The organism is Halomonas bluephagenesis (assembly GCF_054790765.1).
Window position 1 is genome coordinate 164,657 of the sequence record NZ_CP133631.1, and the last position, 24,714, is coordinate 189,370.

Annotated in this window: 22 protein-coding genes; 13 read left to right on the top strand and 9 right to left on the bottom strand. The window is 51.0% G+C overall.

All coding sequences use genetic code 11. The features are described from left to right. Position 1: 1 nt before the first annotated feature. The 4 genes from REH51_RS00815 (at position 2) to REH51_RS00830 (ending at position 4,811) form a co-directional block, all read left to right on the top strand. Positions 2-898: a carbohydrate ABC transporter permease gene (locus tag REH51_RS00815; RefSeq protein WP_498936634.1), complete on the top strand. Its 897-nt coding sequence runs from the start codon at positions 2-4 to the stop codon at positions 896-898. Between the two features lie 15 nt (positions 899-913). After that, positions 914-1,186, top strand: coding sequence for a DUF2160 domain-containing protein (locus REH51_RS00820; protein ID WP_009724636.1), 273 nt, complete (start codon positions 914-916; stop codon positions 1,184-1,186). Between the two features lie 72 nt (positions 1,187-1,258). Beyond that, complete coding sequence (locus tag REH51_RS00825; RefSeq protein ID WP_009724635.1) at positions 1,259-2,998, top strand: ABC transporter substrate-binding protein; 1,740 nt, start codon at positions 1,259-1,261, stop codon at positions 2,996-2,998. Between the two features lie 157 nt (positions 2,999-3,155). Beyond that, a complete protein-coding gene (locus tag REH51_RS00830; RefSeq protein ID WP_009724634.1) occupies positions 3,156-4,811 on the top strand; it encodes a glycerol-3-phosphate dehydrogenase/oxidase in 1,656 nt (551 codons plus the stop codon). Positions 4,812-4,890: 79 nt separating this feature from the next. Here REH51_RS00830 and glpK read toward each other — a convergent pair whose 3' ends face one another. From glpK to REH51_RS00850, 4 genes are all read right to left on the bottom strand, one after another. Next, positions 4,891-6,375: a glycerol kinase GlpK gene (gene glpK, locus REH51_RS00835; RefSeq protein ID WP_009724633.1), complete on the bottom strand. Its 1,485-nt coding sequence runs from the start codon at positions 6,373-6,375 to the stop codon at positions 4,891-4,893. A 163-nt stretch (positions 6,376-6,538) separates the two neighbouring features. After that, a complete protein-coding gene (locus REH51_RS00840; RefSeq protein WP_009724632.1) occupies positions 6,539-7,297 on the bottom strand; it encodes a DeoR/GlpR family transcriptional regulator in 759 nt (252 codons plus the stop codon). A 129-nt stretch (positions 7,298-7,426) separates the two neighbouring features. Then, complete coding sequence (locus tag REH51_RS00845) at positions 7,427-9,277, bottom strand: SLC13 family permease (protein ID WP_498936636.1); 1,851 nt, start codon at positions 9,275-9,277, stop codon at positions 7,427-7,429. 232 nt (positions 9,278-9,509) lie between these two features. Continuing rightward, entirely contained in the window at positions 9,510-10,493 is a 984-nt protein-coding gene (locus tag REH51_RS00850) for an NADPH:quinone reductase (RefSeq protein ID WP_009724630.1), read from the bottom strand. Positions 10,494-10,673: 180 nt separating this feature from the next. Here REH51_RS00850 and REH51_RS00855 point away from each other — a divergent pair, with 180 nt between their 5' ends. Beyond that, a complete protein-coding gene (locus tag REH51_RS00855) occupies positions 10,674-11,441 on the top strand; it encodes a glycerophosphodiester phosphodiesterase family protein (RefSeq protein ID WP_009724629.1) in 768 nt (255 codons plus the stop codon). 36 nt (positions 11,442-11,477) lie between these two features. Further along, a complete protein-coding gene (gene nfo, locus REH51_RS00860; RefSeq protein ID WP_009724628.1) occupies positions 11,478-12,368 on the top strand; it encodes a deoxyribonuclease IV in 891 nt (296 codons plus the stop codon). On the opposite strand, the gene REH51_RS00865 is transcribed toward nfo, so the two are convergent. Continuing rightward, the gene (locus REH51_RS00865) at positions 12,338-12,925 is read right to left on the bottom strand and encodes a helix-turn-helix domain-containing protein (protein WP_009724627.1); all 588 of its coding nucleotides are present in this window, start codon (positions 12,923-12,925) and stop codon (positions 12,338-12,340) included. The two genes, nfo and REH51_RS00865, sit on opposite strands and share 31 nt — an antisense overlap. Before the next feature lie 151 nt (positions 12,926-13,076). Here REH51_RS00865 and REH51_RS00870 point away from each other — a divergent pair, with 151 nt between their 5' ends. Next, the gene (locus tag REH51_RS00870; RefSeq protein WP_009724626.1) at positions 13,077-14,285 is read left to right on the top strand and encodes a benzoate/H(+) symporter BenE family transporter; all 1,209 of its coding nucleotides are present in this window, start codon (positions 13,077-13,079) and stop codon (positions 14,283-14,285) included. 133 nt (positions 14,286-14,418) lie between these two features. Here the strand turns inward: REH51_RS00870 and REH51_RS00875 are convergent, their stop codons facing one another. Further along, positions 14,419-14,853 carry a hypothetical protein gene (locus tag REH51_RS00875; protein ID WP_009724625.1) on the bottom strand — a complete coding sequence of 145 codons (435 nt, stop codon included), beginning with the start codon at positions 14,851-14,853 and terminating at the stop codon, positions 14,419-14,421. A gap of 243 nt (positions 14,854-15,096) precedes the next feature. On the opposite strand from REH51_RS00875, the gene REH51_RS00880 reads away from it, so the two are divergent. Continuing rightward, positions 15,097-16,830, top strand: coding sequence for a proline--tRNA ligase (locus REH51_RS00880; protein ID WP_498936638.1), 1,734 nt, complete (start codon positions 15,097-15,099; stop codon positions 16,828-16,830). Positions 16,831-16,841: 11 nt separating this feature from the next. Then, positions 16,842-17,420 carry a transglycosylase SLT domain-containing protein gene (locus tag REH51_RS00885; protein WP_498936640.1) on the top strand — a complete coding sequence of 193 codons (579 nt, stop codon included), beginning with the start codon at positions 16,842-16,844 and terminating at the stop codon, positions 17,418-17,420. On the opposite strand, the gene REH51_RS00890 is transcribed toward REH51_RS00885, so the two are convergent. Both REH51_RS00890 and REH51_RS00895 read right to left on the bottom strand, forming a co-directional pair. Next, positions 17,417-18,640 carry a PqqD family protein gene (locus REH51_RS00890; protein WP_498936642.1) on the bottom strand — a complete coding sequence of 408 codons (1,224 nt, stop codon included), beginning with the start codon at positions 18,638-18,640 and terminating at the stop codon, positions 17,417-17,419. The genes REH51_RS00885 and REH51_RS00890 overlap by 4 nt on opposite strands. An 8-nt stretch (positions 18,641-18,648) precedes the next feature. Continuing rightward, positions 18,649-18,975 (bottom strand): hypothetical protein, encoded by a 327-nt coding sequence (locus REH51_RS00895; protein ID WP_009724621.1) that lies wholly within the window; start codon positions 18,973-18,975, stop codon positions 18,649-18,651. Positions 18,976-19,189: 214 nt separating this feature from the next. Here REH51_RS00895 and REH51_RS00900 point away from each other — a divergent pair, with 214 nt between their 5' ends. From REH51_RS00900 to REH51_RS00915, 4 genes are read left to right on the top strand one after another with little or no spacing between them, the layout of a single operon-like run. After that, positions 19,190-19,867 (top strand): cupredoxin domain-containing protein, encoded by a 678-nt coding sequence (locus tag REH51_RS00900; protein WP_009724620.1) that lies wholly within the window; start codon positions 19,190-19,192, stop codon positions 19,865-19,867. Positions 19,868-19,909: 42 nt separating this feature from the next. Beyond that, positions 19,910-22,252 carry a bifunctional diguanylate cyclase/phosphodiesterase gene (locus REH51_RS00905; RefSeq protein WP_009724619.1) on the top strand — a complete coding sequence of 781 codons (2,343 nt, stop codon included), beginning with the start codon at positions 19,910-19,912 and terminating at the stop codon, positions 22,250-22,252. Positions 22,253-22,272: 20 nt separating this feature from the next. Next, entirely contained in the window at positions 22,273-23,130 is an 858-nt protein-coding gene (locus tag REH51_RS00910; protein WP_009724618.1) for a DUF3034 family protein, read from the top strand. Between the two features lie 55 nt (positions 23,131-23,185). Then, positions 23,186-23,638: a group I truncated hemoglobin gene (locus tag REH51_RS00915; protein WP_009724617.1), complete on the top strand. Its 453-nt coding sequence runs from the start codon at positions 23,186-23,188 to the stop codon at positions 23,636-23,638. Here REH51_RS00915 and REH51_RS00920 read toward each other — a convergent pair. Further along, the gene (locus tag REH51_RS00920) at positions 23,622-24,701 is read right to left on the bottom strand and encodes a GGDEF domain-containing protein (protein WP_009724616.1); all 1,080 of its coding nucleotides are present in this window, start codon (positions 24,699-24,701) and stop codon (positions 23,622-23,624) included. The genes REH51_RS00915 and REH51_RS00920 overlap by 17 nt on opposite strands. Between the last annotated feature and the right edge of the window lie 13 nt (positions 24,702-24,714).

The window sequence follows — 24,714 nt, forward strand, 5'->3', positions numbered from 1 at the left end:
GATGTCTTACCAACTTGAAAACACCCAGCAGGGTGAAAAATACAACACTATTTTCAGTAAGGTCCCAGCCGCTGAGCGGCGCAAGCGTAACTCACGCTCTCGGCTGAGAAAGCGACTGCTGCTCGGCACTTATATCGTGCTGCTAATGCTTCCCCTTTATTGGCTGGTCAATATGTCGCTGCAGACTAACAGCGAGATCCTCGGGTCGATGACGCTGTGGCCGCAAAACCTGACCTTTGATAATTACATCGGTATCTTCACTAACCCAAGCTGGTACATGGGGTACGTCAACTCCATCATGTATGTGGTGATGAATATGATCATCACCATGTTAGTGGCACTTCCTGCCGCCTATGCCTCCAGCCGTTACAAGTTCATCGGTGATAAGCATCTGTTCTTCTGGCTGCTAACTAACCTGATGGCACCGCCAGCGGTTTTTCTGCTGCCCTACTTTCAGCTGTATTACTCTGTCGGGCTATTTGACACTCACATCGCGGTGGCCCTAGCGCACTGCCTGTTCAATATTCCGCTGGCCATTTGGATTCTGGAAGGCTTCATGAGCAGCGTGCCTAAGGAAATCGACGAAACCGCCTATATCGACGGTTACAGCTTTCCCAAGTTCTTCGTCAAAATCTTCATTCCCATGATCAGTTCTGGCATTGGCGTGGTGCTTTTCTTCCTGTTCATGTTCTCCTGGGTTGAACTGCTGCTGGCACGCACGCTGACGTCTACAGACGCTCAGCCGATCGGCATGATCATGACTAGAACCTCGACAGCATCAGGTATCGACTGGGGCACACTAGCCGCCGCCGGTATGTTGACCATTGTTCCCGGCATTCTGGTGGTTTACTTCGTACGCAACCATATCGCCAAGGGCTTTGCCCTGGGCCGCACCTGAGTAGGAGGAAACCTCATGTCCTGGATGGTATGGACTTTACCGACGGCTATTTTCTTTTCTTCCATTGCGGCCATGCTGGCGGGCATGACGATCTGGGAACTGCGCTCGCCAAGCATTGAAAGAAAGGGCTTTTTACCCATTTCGACAACCCGAGGTGACCGGCTGTTTATCAGCTTACTGTCAGCCGCCTTTATTCACCTGGGTGTCATTGGCTTCACGTCACTTTCAATTTGGATTGCACTAGCACTATCAGCAGTATGGCTGCTGGTGTTAATGCGCTGGGGTTAACCCTGGCGTTAAGTACGGCAGTATCAAGGACGCTCACGCTATCAAGGAAGAGCACAACAAAACGAGGTCAACATGCGTAATAACAAGTTCAAACTTACTACCCTCGCCGCCAGTCTCATGCTCGCATCGGGGACACTGATGGCCGACGATCACGATGCGCGGGCAATCGCGGAGCGCTTGGTCGACGAACACTTCCAAAACTCGACCTTGAGTCGTGAAGAGCAAATTGAAGAACTTCTTTGGTTTGCAAAAGCAGCTGAGCCTTTCCGCGGCATGGACATTCAAACTGTCGCAGAAGGTTTGACCACCCACGTCTATGAAAGCGAAGTGCTGGCAGAAGCATTCAGTGAGCTAACCGGTATCAATATTACTCACAATATTATCGGCGAAGGCGACGTCGTTGATACGATGCAAAACCAGATGCAGTCAGGTAACAGCATTTACGACGGTTTTGTGAATGACACTGACTCTATCGGCACGCACATTCGTTACGGCACCACCATCAACCTCACCGAGGCGATGGAAAACGAGTGGGCTGACTACACACTACCAACGCTAGACCTGGACGACTTCATTGGCTTGCAATATGGCACCGGTCCAGATGGCAGCTTATTCCAGCTACCTACTCAGCAATTCGCGAACCTTTACTGGTTCCGTTATGACTGGTTCCAGCGCGAAGACCTGCAAGACCAGTTCCGGGAAATTTACGGCTATGACCTTGGGGTTCCCACAAACTGGACGGCGTACGAAGATATTGCCGAGTTCTTTACCGAGCATGTCGGTGAAATCGACGGCACTACCGTGTATGGCCACATGGATTACGGCCGTCGTGATCCGTCGCTAGGCTGGCGCTTCCATGACTCCTGGCTCTCAATGGCAGGTATGGGTAGCCCAGGCGTGCCATCAGGTAATCCCGTGGATGACTGGGGTATTCGCGTTAACGAAGATAGCCAGCCAGTAGGCGCCAGCGTCAGCCGTGGCGGGGCAACCAACTCGCCAGCGTCCGTCTTTGCCATGCAAAAAGCCGTTGATTGGCTACGTGACTTTGCACCGGCTGAAGCACAGGGCATGACCTTTGGTGAAGCAGGCCCAGTCCCTGCTCAAGGCCACATTGCTCAGCAAATTTTCTGGTACACCGCTTTCACAGCAGACATGACCGATCCTGCCGTGGCAGTGACCGACGATGAAGGCAATCCGTTGTGGCGTATGGCTCCTTCCCCCACCGGCCCGTACTGGGAAGAAGGCATGAAAGTAGGCTATCAAGATGTGGGCGCATGGACGTTCTTTGACTCTACACCTGAGGATCGTCGTACCGCTGCTTGGCTATTTGCACAGTTCACAGTGTCCAAAACGACCTCTCTTGAAAAGCTAATGGCTGGCCTAACGCCAATTCGTGAATCTGACATTTTCTCTGAGCAGATGACCGAAATGGCACCCAAGCTTGGTGGCTTGGTTGAGTTCTACCGCAGCCCCAACGAATCCAACTGGACGCCTACAGGCACTAACGTACCCGATTATCCGCGCATGGCACCGTTGTGGTGGCAAAACCTAGCGCCGGTAATGAGTGGTGAAGTTACCCCTCAAGAGGGCTTGGATAAGCTAGCGGCAGATATGGATAACACCATGCATCGCTTAGCTCGCGCAAACGTCTTCGACAGCTACGCCCCGGTGCTAAACGAAGAGCGCGACGCGCAATATTGGCTGGATCAAGAAGGCTCTCCTAAACAGAAGCTTGATGATGAAATGCCACAAGGAACCACCGTTCCTTACGATGAAATGATGAAAGCCTGGATGGAAGCGGGTACCCGCTAATCCTTTTAGGGCGGGCTTCGGCCCGCTCTATTAATGCTCAGAAACTAGGTTTGCTGACAACAGCAAAGCTTGCCGATCTACATAGGCTTATTGCTTTGTTGTCATGTTGAGACCGCTACCTAAACACGGGGCTTTTTCTTTGTTAATTGGAACCGCTATGAAACTGCGTAACCGGAATATCGAGAAATTGCACACTGACGACTTTGATGCACTAATCATCGGTGGCGGCATTAACGGTGCAGCAACCGCAGCCGCGCTTGCAGGCAAGGGTGCTAAAGTCGCCTTAATAGACCGCGGTGATTTTGCGGGAAGCACCAGTATGCACTCCTCCAACTTAGTTTGGGGAGGCATTAAATATATGGAAAGTAAGGATTTCGCATTAGTACGCAAACTGTGTAAAAGTCGTAATCATCTGATTAAAAGTTACCCTTCTACGGTTCAGGAAATTCGCTTTCTTACCACTATCAGTAAAGGCTTCCGCCATTCACCGAAATATTTATGGGCGGGTACCTGGCTTTACTGGCTCATGGGGAACGGTTTTACCAAGCTGCCCCGCTTACTATCTCCAAAGAATATTAAGCAAGAAGAGCCGATTATTGATATCGAAGGCTCAGTAGGTGGGTTTGAATACTCAGATGCCTACTTACACGATAACGATGCCAGATTTGTATTTAATTTTGTTCGTCATTCGCTTAATTACGGGGCGATTGCAGCCAATTATGTTGAGTCTCTTGGTGCTGAACGTGAAGGACAGCACTGGGTAACGAAAGCGCGCAATGTAATGGATGGCAGCACGTTTAATATCCGTTCCAAAGTATTAATTAATGCTGCTGGCCCCTGGGTGGATCAGCACAACGCTCTCACCGGCGAAAAAACCACCCATCAGCATCTTTATTCAAAGGGCATTCACCTGATAGTTCCGCAACTGACGGAAACTAAGCGGGTACTTGCGTTTTTTGCCGACGATGGGCGACTGTTCTTTGTCATTCCCATGGGTAATCGCACTTGCATCGGCACCACTGATACGCATATGGAGCACCCAGAGGTAGATGTCACAGCTGAAGACATCGAGTTTGTATTGGAAAATATCAATAAGCGCCTAACGTTAGAAAAGCCGCTTACCCAAGACGATATTATTTCAACACGCTGCGGTGTTCGGCCGCTAGCTATCAAAGCGGATCAAGGTAGCGATCGCGATTTTCTCCAACTATCGCGTAAGCATGTGATCGATACCAATGAAGATAGCGCCCACATTAGTATTTTTGGCGGTAAATTAACCGACTGCTTGAACGTAGGTGATGAAATTGCAGAGGAAGTGGTTCGACTAGGCGTTAATCTCAGCGATATTAACTATCGCTGGTATGGTGAGCCGCCAGAACCCGTTAAACAGCAGTTCATGGACCAGGCTAAACGGATGAACCTAGATGCGATGACCGCGCCAACATCCACCGAGCCGCTCTCCTCGCGACTATGGCGTCGCTATGCAGAACAGGCCATGCAAATGCTAGAAAAAATCCGCCAGGATCCTGCAGAAGCCGATATTCTCATTGAAGGTACCGAGTATATTCGCTGTGAACTTGAGCATGCCCGAGATCACGAAATGATTACGCAGTTGGAGGACTTCCTGCGCCGAAGAGCCAAAGTCTCGCTGGTTGTTCACCATGAACAGCTGCGCCACTCTAAGGGGCTGAAAGAAGCGTGTCGCGTTCTGTTCGGAGACCAAGCGGAAGAGCGTTTTGCCACCTACTTTGCTGAAAATCGTGATACTTCACAGCCTTATACTGCACCGGCAGAACCACAGCACACTCACTGATCAACCATCTACAACATAAAAAGCCGCTATCATCGATAGCGGCTTTTGCGTGTTGAAATATCTAATAACACCCTTGTGGTTAATTGGAACGCACGCGATTCACGGCGTCTAACCAACCCTGGTATAACGCCTCCCGAGTAGATTCTTCCATTTTAGGTGTAAAGCTCTTCTCGCAGCGCCAGAGTTGCTCAATTTCTTCAAGCGTGTCATACCAACCCAAACGCAAGCCTGCCAAGTAAGCGGCTCCGAGCGCCGTCGTCTCAAGAATTGTGGGTCTATCTACCTGGACGTCGAGCATATCAGCCAAAAACTGCATCACCCAGCTGTTCTTCACCATGCCACCATCGACACGTAGGTTACCTGGCGTGGCTTCCATATCGTCGTTCATGCAGTGCTGCAGGTCGCGGGTTTGGTAACACACCGCCTGGAGGCCCGCCGCAACAATTTCGGCAATGCCGGTATCCCGAGTAAGGCCAAAAATTGCCCCGCGCGCTTTAGGATCCCAATGAGGTGCACCCAAGCCAGTAAAAGCAGGTACCAAGTAAACGCTATGTCCGCTGCGGGTTTCTTTAGCAAGCGCCTCTGTTTCTGACGCATCTGCAAACAGGTTCAACCCATCGCGTAGCCACTGCACAGTCGCCCCAGCAACGAAGATACTGCCTTCCATTGCATAGGTCGGTTTTCCATTAATTCGGTATCCAATGGTCGTTAATAGGCGATTTCGTGATACCGACGGTGTATCCCCAGTGTTAACGATCATAAAACACCCGGTGCCATAGGTGCTTTTGCCCATTCCGGGTTGAAAACACGCTTGACCCACTAGCGCGGCCTGCTGATCCCCTGCCACACCGGCAATAGGTATGGGCGCCCCTAACCAATGCGCGTCAGTGGTGCCAAAATCATCGCTGGAATCTTTTACCTCGGGCAGCATGTTGGCAGGAACGTTAAACAAAGCTAACAGCTCATCGTCCCATGTTTGATTATGGATATTAAAAATGGCTGTTCGTGATGCGTTGGTGGCATCAGTAACATGTTGCGTGCCATTGGTTAATCGCCAAATCAAGAAGGTATCGATAGTGCCAAAGAGTAGCTCACCGCGTTGGGCTCGTTCGCGGGCTCCTTCTACGTTATCGAGTATCCACGCTAGTTTGGTGGCTGAAAAATAGGGGTCTATTAAGAGGCCTGTCTTAGCTTGTACTGCCTCTGTATGCCCTTGGTCGCGGAGTGTTTGACAAAGTTCAGAGGTGCGCCGGTCTTGCCAAACAATCGCATTGTAGAGAGGCTTACCCGTCTCTCTATCCCACACCACTGTGGTTTCACGCTGGTTAGTAATGCCAATTCCATCAATCTGCTCTGGCGAAATACTCGCCTTTTCGAGCACCTCGCGACAAGTGGCGATGACAGTCTCCCAAATATTTTCGGGATCATGCTCTATCCACCCGTCTTGGGGGAAGTGCTGAGGGAATTCCTGTTGGGCAACCGCCTCTATTTGGCCCTGACGGTCAAATAAAATGGCGCGCGAGCTGGTCGTACCTTGATCGATGGCGAGAATAAAGGAGGACATATCACGTTCACTTTGTTGTAGGTTCTTTCGATTTTGTATGTTTTGTTTCGCTTTATTATCATCCAAGGCTACTCCAGCCGCCCCAAATGCTCAAGTATGAAACTGCTCTCCTTTACCGTTAGCTCAGCGACGACCATGCTGTGCCTTAGATTAGACATCATGCTTAAGCGATATGTAGCGCTACTCCGTGCTGCAATAATAGCTGCTGAATCGTTTCAGGAGGCTTTCGATCGGTGAATAGTGCATCGAGCTGGGAAATATTGCCTTGGCGCACCACCGGATTGCGATGAAATTTAGAGTAATCCGCGGCCAGATAAATTCGCCGCGAATTGGCAATAATCGCTTGGGCAACGCGAACTTCTTGGTAATCAAATTCAAGTAACGAGCCATCCTCATCAATACCGCTGATGCCGATAATCCCGTAATCCACTTTAAATTGATTGATAAAATCGATGGTGGCTTCACCGATAATACCGCCGTCGCGGGAGCGAACTTGCCCACCGGCAATAATCACTGTGAAATCTTCTTTGTGCTGAAGAATGGCTGCCACGTTCAGATTATTGGTGATAATTTCTAAGCCCTGATGTTCAAGCAACGCCTGAGCAATCATCTCGTTACTGGTACCGATATTAATAAATAGTGAGGAGTGATGAGGAATTTGCTGCGCCAAGCAGTGAGCAATCCGCTCTTTCTCCTCTAAATGCAGCGTCTTACGCGTGCTGTAAGCGGTGTTAACAGTGCTTGATTCTACGCCTACACCGCCATGGACACGACGAACCCGCCCTTCGTTTGCTAGCGTATTTAAATCACGACGAATGGTTTGTGGCGTCACTGCAAAGTGATCGGTCAGCTGCTCGATGCTCATGTAGCCATGCTGGCGTACCAGGTCGACGATGGCATCTTGGCGAAACTGTTGGTTCATAAGCCCGGCCTGTTCGTTATTTATTGGTGTATAAGTGCTGTTCTCTATGGGCTATAGAGTAGCAAATTTTCGAAATTCAATAATACGAACATTGAGCCCTCCCCATTTTCTCGCTAAGTATCTACTCCATTAGAGCGGCCAGGCCCATAAAATGGCAGGAATAGCGACCACCATCACTACTAACGAAAGTGGAAGACCGAGCTTCCAATAATCACCAAACTGATAGCCGCCCGGACCCAGCACTAGCGTGTTGGACTGGTGGCCTATCGGCGTTAGAAAGGCACATGAGGCACTGACAGCCACTATCATTAAAAAGGGATCAAGTGATACATCAAAACCACTAGCAAGACTGGCGGCAATGGGCGCCATCAACAATGCGGCAGCAGCATTATTGACCACATTAGAAAGCAACATCGAGAGAATAAATAGCCCTGCCAATGAAACAATAATGGGCCACTCAACGCCGAATCGTAGTAATGCATCAGCAATAATTTCAGCGCCACCGCTCGTTTCAAGCGCTTCTCCCACCGGCAGCATGGCCGCCAAGAGAACAATAACGGGACCATCAATGGCTTGGTAACCTTCTCTCAGCGGAAGCACACCAATCAGCAGTGATATCAACGCCGCGGTGCTCATGGCGACAGCCGCAGGAAGCAGATCAAACAGCATCGCTAGAATGGCGAGGGCAAAAATACCAATCGACAGCGCCAATTTTCGCGGTTGCCCTAAGTGAAGCTCACGGTTGGCCAACGGCAAGCACCCAAGGGTAGCTAAGCTATCAGCGATTTCGTTTTCACTGCCTTGCAACAGAAGCACATCACCGGTTTGAAAACGAATGTCCCGAAGACGCTGCTTTAAACGTCCTCCATCCCGAGCTACCGCAACTAAATGCAGCCCGAACTGCTGGTTTAACCGCAGTTGGCGAACGCTTCGATTAATCATCATCGAATCGTTACGCACTACCGCTTCTATCAACTGCAAACCCTCGGTATCGACCGGCTGGCGCTCATCCGTCTTTTCTGAGGGCTTATTTTCACTACCGGCTTCGTCATTGTGTTTATCATCTTCTTCTGGTTCCGCAATGGCGCTCAGCCCTACTTTATCTTCCAGCAGTTTGAGCTCATCAGGCCCTGCTTCCAGCAGCAAAATATCTCCTTCCTGCAGCACCCCATGAAATGAGTACCCTGCTCGGCGATTATCTTCCCGTACCACGGCAAGTACTGGGATGGTCTCTTCTAGCTCATCATGAAGCTGCTGGAGCGTCAGACCATTCGCCTTAGACTCTTCTGACACCTTCAGCTCAACCAAGTAATTAGCGGTATCAAACATTTCATCGGTCGATGCCTGTCCACTGCGCTTAGGCGTTAAACGCCAGCCCACTAGTACAATAAACACCAAACCAACTAGCGCAACAGCAACCCCCACCGGGGTAAAGCTGAACATGCCGAAGTTTTCACCGGTGATATTGCCTCGATAGGTGGAAATAATAATGTTGGGCGGTGTGCCAATCAGCGTGGTTAAGCCGCCCAACAATGAACCGAAAGCAAGTGGCATTAACAGAAGCGATGGCGACGTATTATGTTCACGGGCAAGGCGCATTGCCACTGGCAACAGCAGTGCAAGCGCACCAACATTATTCATCACCCCGGAAAGCACCACGACCGTGCCGACCAACACGAGTAACTGTAGTAGCAACCGTTCGCCCACTTTCAGTACTTGATTAGCGATGATATCGACAACACCAGAGCGCTCAACCCCTCGGCTAATGACCAATACAGCGGCCACCGTAATCACCGCAGGATGCCCGAAGCCTTTAAAAGCGTCATCTGTGGGCACAAGCCCAAGCATTACCGAGCCAAGCAACGCCGCAAGCGCGACTAAGTCATAGCGAAATCGACCCCACATAAAAGCGGCAAGCGTTAACCCCAAAACGATAAAAACCAGCGTGCTGGGCGCAAGCCCGATGCTATCCATTGTCATGCGATGTCCATCTCCTTGTGTTGGGTACGCTCGGCTGATGCGCCAAATAACTAGCAACACATTAGATGATGACTATACGGCCGTATAGTCCTTGGAGAGCAGAACAACAAAACAACTGAAGGACAATAAAAAAGCCTGGCGAGGCCAGGCATTCATACAGAAACAGTTGATTAAAGACCTACTTTATATTCGTGCCAGCAATCGCTCAGCCACTACGTTAAGCGGGTTGCTTTCAGCAGTTAGGCAGAAGAATGGTCGAGCCTGTTGTTTTGCGGCTTTGCAGGGCGTCTTGGGCCTTTCCTGCGTCCTGGAGCGGGTAGCGATTTGCTACGTCGATACGAAGTTTGCCACTTTCGATCATGCCAAAAAAGTCGTCGCACATCATTTCAAAACGTTCACGGGTGTCAGCATAGCCGTTCAAACTTGGGCGGGTTACAAAAAGCGCGCCTTTTTGATTCAGAATACCGATATTCACCCCGTCTACTGGGCCAGACGCATTACCAAAGCTGACCATCAGCGAACGAGGCTTCAAGCAATCTAGCGACATTTCCCAGGTATCTTTTCCTACTGAGTCGTAAACCACGTCGCACATTTCGCCGTTGGTTAGTTCGCGCACCCGCTCTACCACATTCTCTTCGCTGTAGTTGATTGTTGCCCATGCGCCATTGGCCATCGCCAAGTCTGCTTTCTCTTTTGAGCTAACCGTACCAATAAGCTTAACGCCTAGCGCTTTGGCCCACTGGCACGCAATCGAGCCAACGCCTCCAGCAGCGGCATGAAAAAGAATGGTCTCACCGCCCTTTAACTCATAAGTTTGACGCAGCAAATATTGCACGGTTAAGCCTTTCAGCATACTGGCCGCAGCGGTTTCAAAATCAATGAAGTCCTGCAGCTTAATAACCTTGGCCGCAGGCAATGTATGTAGCTCTGCATAGGCACCCAATGGCCCTTGTGCATACGCTACCCGGTCACCCTCTTTTAGATGGCTAACACCTTCACCCACGGCATCGACAACCCCGGCACCTTCAGTGCCTAAGCCAGAAGGCATGGACGGCGCAGGATAAAGCCCCGTCCGAAAATAGATATCAATAAAATTCAGGCCTACTGCTTTATTAGCAATTCGCACTTCACCTGCGCCGGGAGCTTTAGGTTCGGTATCGACCCACTCCAATACATCTGAATCACCCGTCTTCGAAAACTGAATGCGTTTAGACATCTGGGTAAACTCCCATTGTTAATTATTGGACACATATTAACTGGCTATCCAACCGCGTTGTGCGTCTTAAATCAAGCGATTAGCCAGTCATGCAGGACATATTGCTGTCATGCGCCCATGCTAGACTATCTTAAAAATGTTGATAACAATGTTTATCGGTTACTCTCAAACGGACAGACTATGACGCACCCAGCAATCTGTTTGCCTACACTTATAGCCCATCGCGGATACTCGGCCGCCGCACCTGAAAACACCTTAACGGCAGTGCGTGCTGCTCATCAAGCAGGGACAACCTGGGTGGAGTTGGACGTTCAGCTACTGGGCGATGGCACGCCTGTTATTTGGCACGATAGCGATATCAGCCGCTGCTCCGATCGCCGTGGCGAGCTTGCTAACCTGACGTGGCAGCATGCGCAACAGCTTGACGTCGGTAGCTGGTTTGGCGATACGTTTGCAGGTGAAAAGATGGCCAGTCTAGAGGCCATGCTGACGCTGTTGAACGAACTCAACATGGGGGTAAATTTAGAGATCAAGGTAAACAAAGGCCGTGACCCCATTGCCTTAGTTGATACCGTATTACCCATCGTATTAACTACACTGCCCGCCGAACGGGTGATTGTGTCCTCGTTTGATGCCCGGGCATTAGCTAGATGCCGCCGCATCGCACCAAAAGAAACGCTCGCACTGGGCGTACTGTTTGGCAGTACACCGCCTACCTGGCGTGACCAATGTGAAGCCATCGACGCATTTAGTATTCACCCTCATTGGCCGCGCTTAAAACACACACAGGCCGCTGCCATGCGCAGAGATGGCTATGAAATTTTATGCTATACCGCCAACGACCCCAGTGCTTTTGAAAGCCGCTGGGGATGGGGGATAGCCAGCGCGATTACTGATGAGCCCGAAGCATTTCAACGCTATTTGAATAATCGACGTCGACACGGTTAAATTCGCCAATATCCAATACTCTACCTAAGGAAAACTATGCACTATCTTGGTGCCCATGTAAGCGCAGCGGGTGGCGCAGATCAAGCAGTGTTCCGTGCGGTAGAAATCGGCGCAAACGGCTTTGCTCTGTTCACCAAAAACCAGCGGCAGTGGAAAGGCAAACCACTGACCGACGAGGCTATTGCAGCGTTTAAACAGGCCTGCCAAACCCATGGGTTTGGCCCTGAACAAATTTTACCCCACGACAGCTACCTGATTAATTTAGGCCACCCAGAGGCCGCTGGGCTTGAAAAGTCCCGTGCTGCGTTTGTAGATGAAATTCAGCGCTGTGAACAGCTCGGCCTAACGCTATTGAACTTCCACCCAGGCAGCCATCTGAACAAAATCAGCGAAGCCGACTGCCTGAAACGCATCGCAGATTCCATCAACGAAGCATTGTTACAGTCACAGGACGTCACGGCAGTGATTGAAAACACCGCAGGACAAGGGACCAACCTTGGCTGGCGCTTCGAGCATTTAGCGGAAATTATTTCCCACGTTGATGATAAAACCCGTGTCGGTGTTTGTATTGACACCTGCCACGCCTTTGCCGCTGGGTATGACTTACGTACCGCCGAGGCCACCAAGGCAACATTGGATGAGCTAGGCAAGGTGGTTGGCTTTAAATACTTGCGCGGTATGCATTTAAACGATGCCAAGAGCACCTTCGCAAGCCGTGTAGACCGCCACCACAGCTTAGGTAAAGGCAATATCGGATTGGATGCATTCACAACGATCATGCAAGACGAACGCATTCATGACATACCGATGATTTTGGAAACCGTCGAACCCAGCATTTGGGCTGACGAACTCAACTGGCTACGTGCTCAAGTACCTGGTACTCAAGTGCCCGGTGCTCAAGCGCCTGAAGCAGCGCCAGGCAAATAGTGAATCACATCATGAAAGCGTAGCCGCGTCGTAGCGCTGTTTCGCATGGCGTGTGGGCGATCGGCAAAAAAGCGCAGTCCCTCGCCTACCCGCAGCGTTTGCCAGCGCTCGTCTATGCGCAGCTCCATTTCGCCCTCGACAACAACGATGTGTTCTACCACACCGCTGGCGTGGGGAGACGACTCGCTGATCGCCCCTGGCGCGAGCTCAATCATAAACATTTCAAAGCCTAGCAGCGGGTCATAAGGGAAGAGCAGGCGTGCTTGCATCCCAGCGCTATCATCGCCCCAAACAGACTCCCAGCCATCTCGGTGAAGTTCGCCTAACGCAGGTTTATCACCATCAAACAGGGTTGAAAACGACACCCGAAAACCACTCGCGATCTTCCAAAGCGTTGAGATGGTAGGACTAGACTCACCACGCTCTATTTGTCCCAGCATGGCTTTACTCACACCTGTTTCAGCCGCAGCTCGGTCTAGGCTCCAACCGCGGTCTTTACGCAGCTTTTTGACGGTTTCCGCAATGTGTTCGGCAATGGTATGAGGGTCACTCACCATGCGGCTCTCCATAAAATTTAGTGATGTAGTTTACCTATCCGGTCAGCGATGAACACCGATGACGTCAATCTTGTGCGTTATAGCGCACAATGATAGCCTTACAGCATTGTGCGCTATAGCGCACACCACCTAGCGTAAACGAGGTAACCCCATGGAGGCGCCGCCTACTCTGCAGCCGACAGAAAAACATAAAACCCCTTTCTGGCGAGATATTAGCCTCTCGACCGTAACAGCAGGCTTCGTCGCGGTCACCATCGGCTACACGAGTTCAGCGGCGATTATTTTCCAAGCAGCAGCCGCTGCGGGCGCCAGTACTGCACAAATCAGTTCTTGGCTGTGGGCGCTAGGCATTGGCATGGGCATTACCTCGATAGGGCTATCGCTGCGCTATCGCATGCCCCTATTGACAGCGTGGTCAACACCAGGCGCAGCGTTTTTGGCGACTAACCTTCCCGGTATTCCAATTGAAGAAGCCATTGGCGCTTTCCTGTTCTCCGCGCTGCTCATTACGCTATGCGGTGTAACAGGACTGTTCGAACGCCTGATGCGCCACATCCCCAGTGCAATTGCGTCTGCACTGCTGGCGGGTATTCTGTTGCGCTTTGGCCTAGCGCTGTTTAACGTCATGGAAAGCCAATGGCTACTACCACTGGCCATGTTAGCCGCCTGGGTAGCAGGCCGACGCCTATGGCCAACGCTCGCGGTACCTGGTGTACTACTAGCCGGCATTGCTATTGCCCTTTGGCAGGGTCAACTTAACGTACAAAGTATTCCGCTAGCACCTACCGTCCCCGTTTTTACTACACCCGCCTTTTCGATGACAACGCTGATCAGCATTGGCATCCCTCTGTTTGTCATTACCATGGCCACTCAAAATTTACCTGGCGTGGCAGTGCTTCGGGCAGCAGGTTACCAGCCAAACAGTTCGCCGCTCATCAGTTGGACAGGGGGTGCAACGCTTTTGCTCGCCCCGTTTGGTGGTTATGCATTCAATATGGCGGCCATTAGCGCAGCGGTATGCATAGGTCCTGATGCCCATGCGAATCCCCTCAAGCGCTATACAGCAGGCGTTGCGGCGGGAGTGTTCTATATCGCGATGGGTATTTTTGGGGGCACGGTTACCGGTGTTTTCAATGCGCTTCCCAGCGTCCTGGTCATGTCGCTGGCAGGTATAGCGTTACTTGGCACATTAAGTGGTGGGTTAGCTAATGCATTTGAAAACAGTGGGCAACGAGACGCCGCCATTATCACCTTTTTACTCACCGGCTCTGGCATTACTTTACTGGGAATTGGTGGCGCGTTCTGGGGGCTTGTGGCGGGCTTGGTGGTTCTAAAGCTGACAAAGGCTCCACATCGTTAGAGGCATGTTATCAATGTGATAAAAGCGATACGATAAAAAAACGCCCCAAGAGAGTTTGTCTACTGGGGGCGTTTTATCAGCACAGGCGTATCTGCTTGGCTATATAAACTTGTGCTAATTTTATCATTGCACGCTACATCGTGGCGAGGCGTTCTTCATCCAGTACACCTGACATACGAACCATGGCCAACGCCTCGTCTAGGCTGGCCACTTCTTCCATCATCAGTAACTCGTTTTCCAAACTAACCGGCTTTCCCGCTTTATCTGACAGTAGCTTCTCTAGCGAAGCTACGTCCATAGCGTCGTCTAAGTGGTGAATATCTACCGATGCACTGCTCGCACTTGGTAAGTAGATAGTGCCATTAGAGAAATCCACGGCATAAGCAATAACGCCTGGCACAATAAAAAACAGTAGCCCTACACCGTTGGCGATAGCCACTACTGGGTCAACATTACCGCTTAATTGTCCTTTACGCTCAGGATGAAAAAGCGTTCCACAACCACTTAACGTTACAATGGAGACACCAACAATGGCCCCCGTTAACCAACGGCGTACTGCTTGCTGCATGAAGGTTCCCTCAAAGTCCTAACGTACCGATAGCCGGAGATGATTCTGTTGTTTGACCGTTGCTATCGAGCCACAAAACTTGGCGAGTTTAACACATTTGCTTACCAACACACGCCAAGCTGTTAACGTAGGATTTTGCCGCCTAACTCGCTTAGCCGTACAATGCCGCATTCAACGCTAGTTTAAGCGCTACGTTACTAAACGATTAAGCATCACCCCTACCAACAAGGAATGCTCACGCCCATGCGCGCCAGCCAATTATTGATTGCGACATTAAAAGAAACTCCGGCCGACGCTGAAGTCATCAGCCACCAGTTAATGCTGCGCGCCGGTATGATCCGTCGTCTTACCTCTGGCCTCTATACGTGGCTGCCTCTTGGCCTACGCACGCTGCGTAAGGTTGAAGCCATTGTCCGCGAAGAGATGAACCGTGCCGGCGCTCAGGAAGTATTAATGCCCGCCGTGCAGCCTGCTGACCTGTGGCAAGAGTCTGGCCGCTGGGAGCAGTACGGTCCGGAACTACTGCGCCTGAAAGATCGCCACGAACGTGACTACTGCGTAGGCCCGACCCATGAAGAAGTCATTACCGATTTGGTGCGAAAAGAGATTGCCAGCTACAAGCAGCTGCCGATTAATTTCTACCAAATTCAAACTAAGTTTCGTGACGAGATTCGCCCTCGCTTTGGGGTGATGCGTTCTCGCGAATTCATTATGAAAGATGCTTACTCCTTCCACCTGGATGAAGCCTCTCTCAAAGAGACCTACCAGACGATGTACGATGCATACTCACGCATCTTCACCCGCCTAGGTCTCGACTTCCGCCCTGTAATTGCTGATAACGGCTCAATTGGCGGCACTGGCTCCCATGAATTCCACGTGTTAGCCGACTCAGGTGAAGACGACATCGTGTTCTCCAACGCCTCTGATTACGCCGCTAATATGGAAAAAGCCGAGGCCCTTCCCGCGCCACTAGACAGTAACGCCGAACGCGCAGCTCCCAGCGAAGAGATGAATTTGGTTGATACGCCGAACGCTAAGACAATTGCCGCCCTGGTAGAGCAGCATGGCCTGCCCATTGAGAAAACCATCAAGACGCTGATGGTGCATGCCGCTGAAGGTGGCTTGATTGCTCTGCTAATCCGTGGTGACCATGAGCTTAATGAAGTCAAAGCTGAAAACCTGCCCCAGGTAGCCGCCCCACTAACCATGGCAAACGAAGAAGAAATCCGTGCGGTGGTTGGCGCTGGCCCTGGCTCACTTGGACCGGTTGGGCTAAAAATGCCGATCATTATTGATCGCAGTGTGGCGCTAATGAGTGACTTTGGTGCTGGCGCAAACGTCGATGGCAAGCACTATTTCGGCATCAACTGGGAGCGTGACGTGGCTTTGCCCCAAGTTGCCGATCTACGTAACGTTGTAGAAGGTGACCCTTCGCCGGACGGTAAAGGCACGCTTTCTATCAAGCGCGGCATTGAAGTGGGCCACGTCTTCCAGCTTGGACAAAAGTACTCCGAAGCAATGAACGCGACAGTATTGGGTGACAACGGCAAAACCAGCCATCCATGGATGGGCTGCTATGGTATCGGCGTTCCCCGCGTAGTGGCTGCCGCTATTGAGCAAAACCACGATGACTCAGGCATTATCTGGCCAAACGCTATCGCCCCCTTCCAAGTGGCGCTGGTGCCCATGAATGCCCACAAATCCCAACGTGTGCGCGAAGAGTCCGAACGTCTCTATCAATCGCTAACAGCAGCGGGATTAGATGTACTGCTTGACGATCGCGACACTCGCCCCGGCGTCAAGTTTGCTGATCTGGAACTCATGGGTGTGCCCCACCGCTTAGTGATTGGTGATCGCGGTTTGGATAACGGCGAACTGGAATACAAAGGCCGCCGAGATAGCGAAGCGACCATGATTGCTGCCGATCAAATTGTCGATTTCCTTTGCGATCAAGCGGGTCTGAATAACAACAAGTAAGGCAAGCTCTCATGTTGCTGGGCGCAATAGCGTGGCATTTGCGTTGGGTTAACAAGTGGGTTTTGGCAGGCAGCATTGTGATCGCTGCCTTGCCTTTAGCCAGCGCAGTGGCTTCACCACTGCGCCTAACTTTTGACGCTGCTCATCAACAAACGTCCTATTCTCAGCGGCAATTGCAACAGTGGCGTAGCCGTATGGATGCACCTCTTTCACGGTTTATCCGCGAGCCCACTGAGCGCTATGAGTTATTGACGCGGCTGTATCAGGAAGCCCGCTTAGCCGGTTTACCCCCTGAACTTGTGCTATCACTGATCCAAGTAGAGAGCGCGTTTAAATCTGATGCGGTCTCGTCAGCTGGCGCCGTAGGACTCATGCAAATTATGCCTTTTTGGATCGAAGAGCTTGGCCTGCCAATGGACAACCTTAGCGATCCAAATCGTAATTTGCGTTACGGCTGCACAATTTTAGCTCACTACCTTGCCGTCGAGCGCGGTGATTTCACTCGCGCATTGGCTCGTTATAATGGAAGCCTAGGGCAAACGTGGTATCCAGAACGGGTGCTAAAAGCATGGCGAGATGATTGGCGCTAATCGGTGACAGGCTGAACTACCCCCAAGCTGACTAATTGACCCAATAAATGGGAGATATCCCGCTCTACACTTTTCCTGCTAGCACCAATAAAAAATGTCACTAAGGTATCAATAATCTCATCTTTACTTAATGGCTCATGCTGCAGCAGCGCCCACACTGCTCTACTCGTCACATTCAAACGATGAATTTCACCGCCCTCTTTAGCAATGACGAACAGCTCTTCACCCAATGGAAACTCATGAGCCACCTGGCTGATTTGCCACCTGCGCGTGTCGTTTGGTGCCAGCACATGGCTCTGTTTGAACGCCTGCGGCTTGGTTTGACGACAACACGGCTCTGTCGCCATGGCGCTATTAAGAAACCCATCGCTATTTATCTGGGTTGTCAGCCACGTTGTCGCTGCGTAAGCATCTCGGTAACGCATTAAAAAACACGGCAGACCTTTTAAGATTGGCAAAAAGCGCTCAATCAACGTCTGATCTGACTCATGCTCCGCGAAGTTTTGCTGCAGCAACTGCCAGAGCCCATCTCCCGGCTGCAGACGAACAAGCTGCGGCTCACTAATCGTTTCATCGCGTTCAATAAGGAGTATGGCACCTAGCGGACAACGCACCCCATGAGATGCCAGCTGCTGCTCGTTTAGCGCTAAGTAGCCATAGCGATCATCATGAGGCCCTAGATGGTTAGCAACAAACTGATGAAACTCAGACGCTAGATTCTGCGGCAACGGCAAACGCAACCTAGGTGCAATGCCCAACGCAATACCTTCACCACAGCTATTGAGTGCCAGCACATCATCGCCAAACACACGATAACCAGCTGCGGCAAACGCCGCGGTGAGGGTGCTTTTACCCGCCCGGTGACTATCCGGAAATATCACTAACTGTTGATTAACCTCTACTGCCCCACAGTGAAGCCCGATATGCTCAGGGTGGTGACGCAGATAGGCACCTGCTAGATCAGCGATCACACTGCAAGCGGTTCCTGCGGGTGTATCTAATAACATACCACCCGGTAGTGCAGGCGCTTCCTGCCAATAATCATCAGGGTGCTGCCGAACACAAATAGCAGGTGCATACTGCTGAGGCTCACAGGGGGTTAGCCGCCAGCCAGGCATTGCCTGATGAATCACTGGCAGCAGATGCTCTGCATCAATTAAGCGCACGCAAGGGCCAAGATTTTCCAGCGCATAATCGACAGTAATCGATGGCGTAGCCACGGCACCCCCTACCAGCGAGGTAATAAACGACTTATGCGAATCTCAATTACACCATCTCGCTCCCAACGAGAGCGCTGTGGGCGAGAGTAGTAAGGGCGCGAATAGCGTGGGCGTGAATGCCTAGATTTTGAATAGCTCGGTCTTGAATAGCTCGGCCGTGAGTAGCTGGGTCGCGAGTAACTAGAGCGAGAATGGTGATGTTCACGCGCTTCAGCTTGCCCCATGGATATCAGCGTAGGAGCAACATATAACGCGGCGGCACCAAGCCCTAAGCTTGCTAGCACTTGGCGGCGTGAACGCCGTTTATTCAGCAGGGAATCGGCTTCATTGTTCATCACAGGACTCCTGATTAATCTCTAGGAAGGTTATCAAACGCTGTTTCAAAAACAATCCTAGCCCCGAAGCACACGTGAAACCACCGACTAAGCGTCACTTTCCCATTGTTTACTTTTTTTAACCAATGTGAGTTTATCGTTGGTATGTTGATATGATTTTTCGGTATAAAAGAATCATTATTTTCATACTTTTCTCTTACCTAGGTACCGCCTCATGCTCACAACAATTAATGGCTGCCAAAGAATCCCTACCACTTGGGCACTGGGCAGCCTGATAATGCTACTCAGCCTGTACGCTGAGGCTGCAGATATCCGTGTGACCGATGCAGCGGCCAATCCGTTAGAAAACGCAGTCGTTGAGGTTTATTTTGAGTCGTCCACAGCACCGACAGCACAAACAAAACACATTGTTCAGCGCAATGCTGCCTTTCACCCTCAAGTTCTTACTATTCCTACCGATAGTTATGTAGCGTTTCCCAATGAAGACACCACGCGCCACCACGTCTTCTCTTTTTCACCGGCGAAGATCTTTAACTTGGAGCTGTATTTAAGCGAAACACCACCGCCTATTCATTTTGATCAGGCTGGCGTAGTGGTACTGGGCTGCAATATTCATGACAGCATGCAAGCATTTATCGTGGTTAGCGATGCGCCCTACGCTGCACTTACCGACAGCAACGGTACATTAACGCTGCCAGAGCTGCCTGAAGGTGTCCATAGAATGCGAGTGTGGCATAGCCGCATGGACGATAGCCAAGAGGTATGGTGGGAAGGTGATATCAGCGATGCGGATAACCTAACCGTTAGCTTAGAACTGAATGCAATTCCACCACAGCCGAGCACAATCTCACCGCTGCAACAGCGTTTCCGTGATGCCACGCACAAGGATTGATGTCTGGCGCGATGGTAAGCGCCTTCACACTCAGAGGTCACTATGCGCTTTCGCACGCGCTTAATGCTAGTGCTACTGGCGGTCGTCATCATTTCACAGATTGCGACAGGTGCAGCGTTCCTACACGCGACACAAAATGATGCGCTGATGAAAGGCAACCAACGCTTAGAGGTCGGTGCTCGCGTGTTACATCAATTGCTAGATATTCGCGGTGAACAACTGCGCAGTAATGTAGCAATTTTGGCGGACGACTTTGGTTTCAAAAGTGCCGTAGCAACGAAAGATACCGCCACCCTTTACTCGGTGCTCGCTAATCATGGTGACCGCGCCCAGGCAGATATGGTGATGCTCAGTGATTTAGCAGGCAATGTACTTGCCAGCAGCCACCATGAACAAGGCAGCACAATGCCTTTTCCAGAACTATTTGGGCGCGCCCAGCAAAATGGTCATGGTGTCGGTGTAGTCATCGGCAATGGTGAACCCTACGAATTCGTACTGATGCCCGTTCGTGCCCCCAACTTAATTGGCTGGGTCGGTATGGGCTTTTTAATTGATGAGGAAGTCGTCCAGGAAATTAATGCGCTTACCGGCCTGGATATCAGTATCGTCACCTACGATGCCAGCGGCGATGTCGGTTATCTGGCAAGTTCCCACCAGGAACAGTTGGCTAAGCGCCTCATGAGCGGCCATGGCGATAAGCTAATGGGCGGGGCTTATACCACCCATAGTCAAATGTCTGACAATAATAACTACCTGTCCTACGCGTCTGAGCTATTAGAAAGCCCGGAGTATCAATCATATGCCTTGCTTCAGCTGTCTCGGAACGAGCTACTGGGGGCTTATCAACACCTTAAGTGGCAGCTGATTGGAATTGTCACACTAATGCTGCTACTCACGTTGGCAGTGGCCATGTGGAGCGCCCGAAGTATCAGCAAACCGCTAATCGCTCTGGCGTTGGCAGCCAAACGTATCGGTCAAGGAGAGCATGTTGGCCGTATCCCTGGGGCGGCGGCAGTCGCCGAAACGGATCTGCTCGCAACGACATTGCTTTCCATGCAGGAAGATATTGCTAAGCGTGAAGCCACGCTTCATCACCAATCGCGGCATGACATGCTTACCGATTTACCCAATCGTGTTAGCGCATTAGAAGACATATTTAAGCGAATTCAAAAAGGCCAACCATTTTCGTTGCTACGTTTCGCTATCAATGATTTTCGAGACATTAACGACACCTTCGGCTATGCCCTTGGCGACCATCTGCTTGTCACGTTAGCTCAGCGGATGCAACAGCTGCCCGCCCCAGTAAGTAAAGCCTATCGCTTAGATGGCGATGAACTCATGCTGCTTATTGAAAGACCCTACTGCGATACCTCTACCCGCACTGAACTGATGAGCAGACTCAACCAACCTATCAATCTCGATAAATCACCTATTGTGCCGTCGATTTCCGCTGGTGAAGTTAACTATCCCGCCCATGGCATCACCCCGCAACTGCTGCTTCGGCGCTCGGATATCGCACTCGACAAAGCCCGCCGACATCGCCACAGCCATGAAAGCTACGTCGAAGGTCAAGAAGAGCAGCACCTACGCCAATTAATGCTGATTCGCGACCTTCAAGAAGCAGTGAAAAACAGTGAGCTATGGATGGCTTACCAGCCTAAAGTGGACACCCACAGTGGGCAGGTATGTCAATTCGAAGCACTGATGCGCTGGCGACACCCTACGCTAGGATTTGTCCCCCCTGACGAATTTATCGGCCTCGCTGAGCGCTCAGGCAACATAGGCTTACTATCGAACTGGATGCTGGCACATGTATGTGAACAGCTTCACCGCTGGAAGTGCGCTGACAACCACCTATCGGTAGCGGTTAATCTGTCAGCGAGTGACTTAATCGACTCAACGCTGCCTAAGCGCATCAGCGGATTGTTACACCGCTTCAATTTAACCCCAGACCAGCTTGCCTTAGAAGTCACCGAAAGTGCCGTTATGCAAGACGTAGATGCCGCCACTGAAACCCTACTAGCGCTTAGCCAGCAGGGCTTGAAGATCGCTATTGACGATTACGGCACTGGCTACTCATCCCTGGCACAGATTAAACGACTCCCCGTTGATGAATTAAAGATCGACAAATCCTTTGTTCTTAAACTCGATACCCAAGAAGAAGACCTCACAATTGTGCGCTCTACTATCGAGATGGCGCATAACCTAGGCCTAAAAACTGTTGCCGAAGGCGTCGAAAACAGCGCCACCGCAGAATTACTGTGCAAACTTCAGTGTGACTATCTACAAGGCTACTGGATAGCCAAACCAATGCCGGCCGATGACGTCCTTAATTGGCTAGCGGACACTCCTTCCTTAGTGCTGCCATCCCTGGCAACACGCTAATCTACGCACAGAGTATCGCTATGTTTCGTTATTACTCATCCTCTCGATGCCTGGTACTGGTAGCAGCGGCAACAAGCGCCCTACTGGCGGCAATCCCCAGCAGCGCGGGAAGTCGCATTTTGGGTACCGGTGCCGTCAGTGCGATAGAAGGTGCTGCTGGTGGCGGGCTTTCACCATGGGCGGTGTTGACCAGCACCGCCAGCGATAACGAACTGGGAGCGACGGTTTCCACAACACGGGCGTGGGTCGATGACTATCGATTAAGCGTCACCAGCGCTAGCGTTAATGTCCAGGACAGGCTAGAGCTTTCAATTGCACGCCAAACCTTTGAACTCACCACGCTAGGAGGTGAACTGGAGCAAGATATCTACGCTGCCAAAATACGTTTATTTGGCGATGTGCTTTACCACCCCTGGGGCATCTGGAGTGCGGGAGTGATGCACAAAAGATTGATCGACGGCACAGTACCCACCGCACTAGGTGCTGACAACACCCGTGGCACTGATGCCTATTTAAGTGCTAGCAAACTGCTCTTTAATGCCTTTTTAGGTCGTAATGTGCTGCTCAATGGGACGCTACGCAATACGTCAGCTAACCAAGGAGGCTTACTGGGCTTTGGCGGTGATCAAGGCGGAAGCGCGTGGATGGCAGAAGGCAGCCTAGGCGTTTTTATCACACCTAACTGGGTTGTCGGCACCGAGTATCGTCAAAAACCTGACAACCTCAGCGTGGCCCAAGAAGAGGACTGGCAAAGCTTGTACAGCGCTTACTTCTTTAATAAGCATGTATCGTTAACAGGCGCATGGTTAGACTTGGGTGACATTGCAGGCCTTCCTTCCCAGCAGGGCGGTTATTTATCCTTGCAAGCCGCTTATTAAACTGACATTGATTAAACTTTAATTAAAAAGTCTTTTATTAACAACAGGAATCGACATGGGGTTATTAGGCACTGCTGCTCAGCGCATAGTATTTATCTTTTTAATGTCAAGCATGCTATCTCTGCTGGGCTGCGCTCAGCATAACAATACCGCTACGCTTTATGAGCGAATTGGCGGCCAATCGGCGATAAACACCATTGTTGAAAACCTACTTTATCGTATTGCCGAGGATGAAGATGTGGTTGGCTACTTCGCCAATACCAACATTGATTTGTTTGCTGAATCATTCGCCACTCAGCTTTGCGATATCAGCGACGGCCCCTGCCGCTACGATGGCCCGCCTATGGATCGCGCCCACCAAACGATGGGAATTACCGACGCTCACTTTAACCGCGTTGTAGAGTATTTAGATGACGCCATGCGGCGTGAAGGCGTTCCACTGTCAGCACGCAATGACCTGCTAGGTCGTTTGGCACCACTTTATGAAGATGTTATGCGGCTTCGCTGATATGCCAGTCATCACGTCCTGCGCTCTTTACCTGATAAAGCGCCTTATCAGCGGCTTCGTAAGCACTTGGAAAGGTTGTCTCCCCTGCTATAAATCGCACCCCCCCAATACTCAACGTTACTCTTTCATTGTCCGGATGCGAGGGATGTTTGAAATCAGCCTGCTCTAGAGCAGACGTCAATTGATCACAGTAATCAACCAATAACGCGTCATCATCGCAAGGCAGTACTGCAGCAAACTCATCACCACCTAACCGGTATAGTTTTGCACCTTCACCAAGCACATGTTTAAGAAGGCTTGCCAGGCGACGTAACAGCTGATCACCCTCGGGGTGACCCAACGAATCGTTGTACTGCTTGAAGAAGTCGATATCAACCAAGATCAAGGCAAGCGACGCCCCTTCTTTGGCGGCGACATCTTGATGAAGCGCACTGCGGTTACCTATGCCCGTCAACGGATCGCGCATCGCTTGCTGCATCCAGACCATTGTCTGCTCCGTGGCGCGCTCTGTGCGCCGCAGCTGTCGCTCATGCATTCCCCAAAACAGTAGCCCTAGTGCAAAAATCACCATACTGGAATAGGTCAGCACCTGATTATGTCGGCGTGTACTTTCAGAAAACTCATTAATTGCCATGCCACGCAGGTCGAGCTGGTTCATTTCAATGCTCGTTAAACAATCAATTGGCCCCAATAGTTCAGCCGCAGCATCAAATGGTGTCACGGCATACTCTTTCAGGCGTTCTGCGAGCAAGTTTAAGGTTTGTAAGCTAGCCTGCGTACAACTGTACTTTTGGCGGTATACCTCGACATCAATTAGCCCATAAGCAATATCGAGATTGAGCCTAACGGCTTGTCGTTGCTCGTCTTCAAAGGGCTGTTCGCTTAACAAATGTTGCTGAGCGAGCTGTAAATAGCCCCGCGACCTGGTCGCCAATTGCTGCCCTGTCAAATTGCCTGTTTGGCTGAAATACGCCTGTATTTCTGGATATACCCAGCGTGCTTCGTAAACAATCACCACCATCAACGCCATAAAGCTCATTAAGCTCAATGACAACCAGGTCACATAGCGTCTCTTC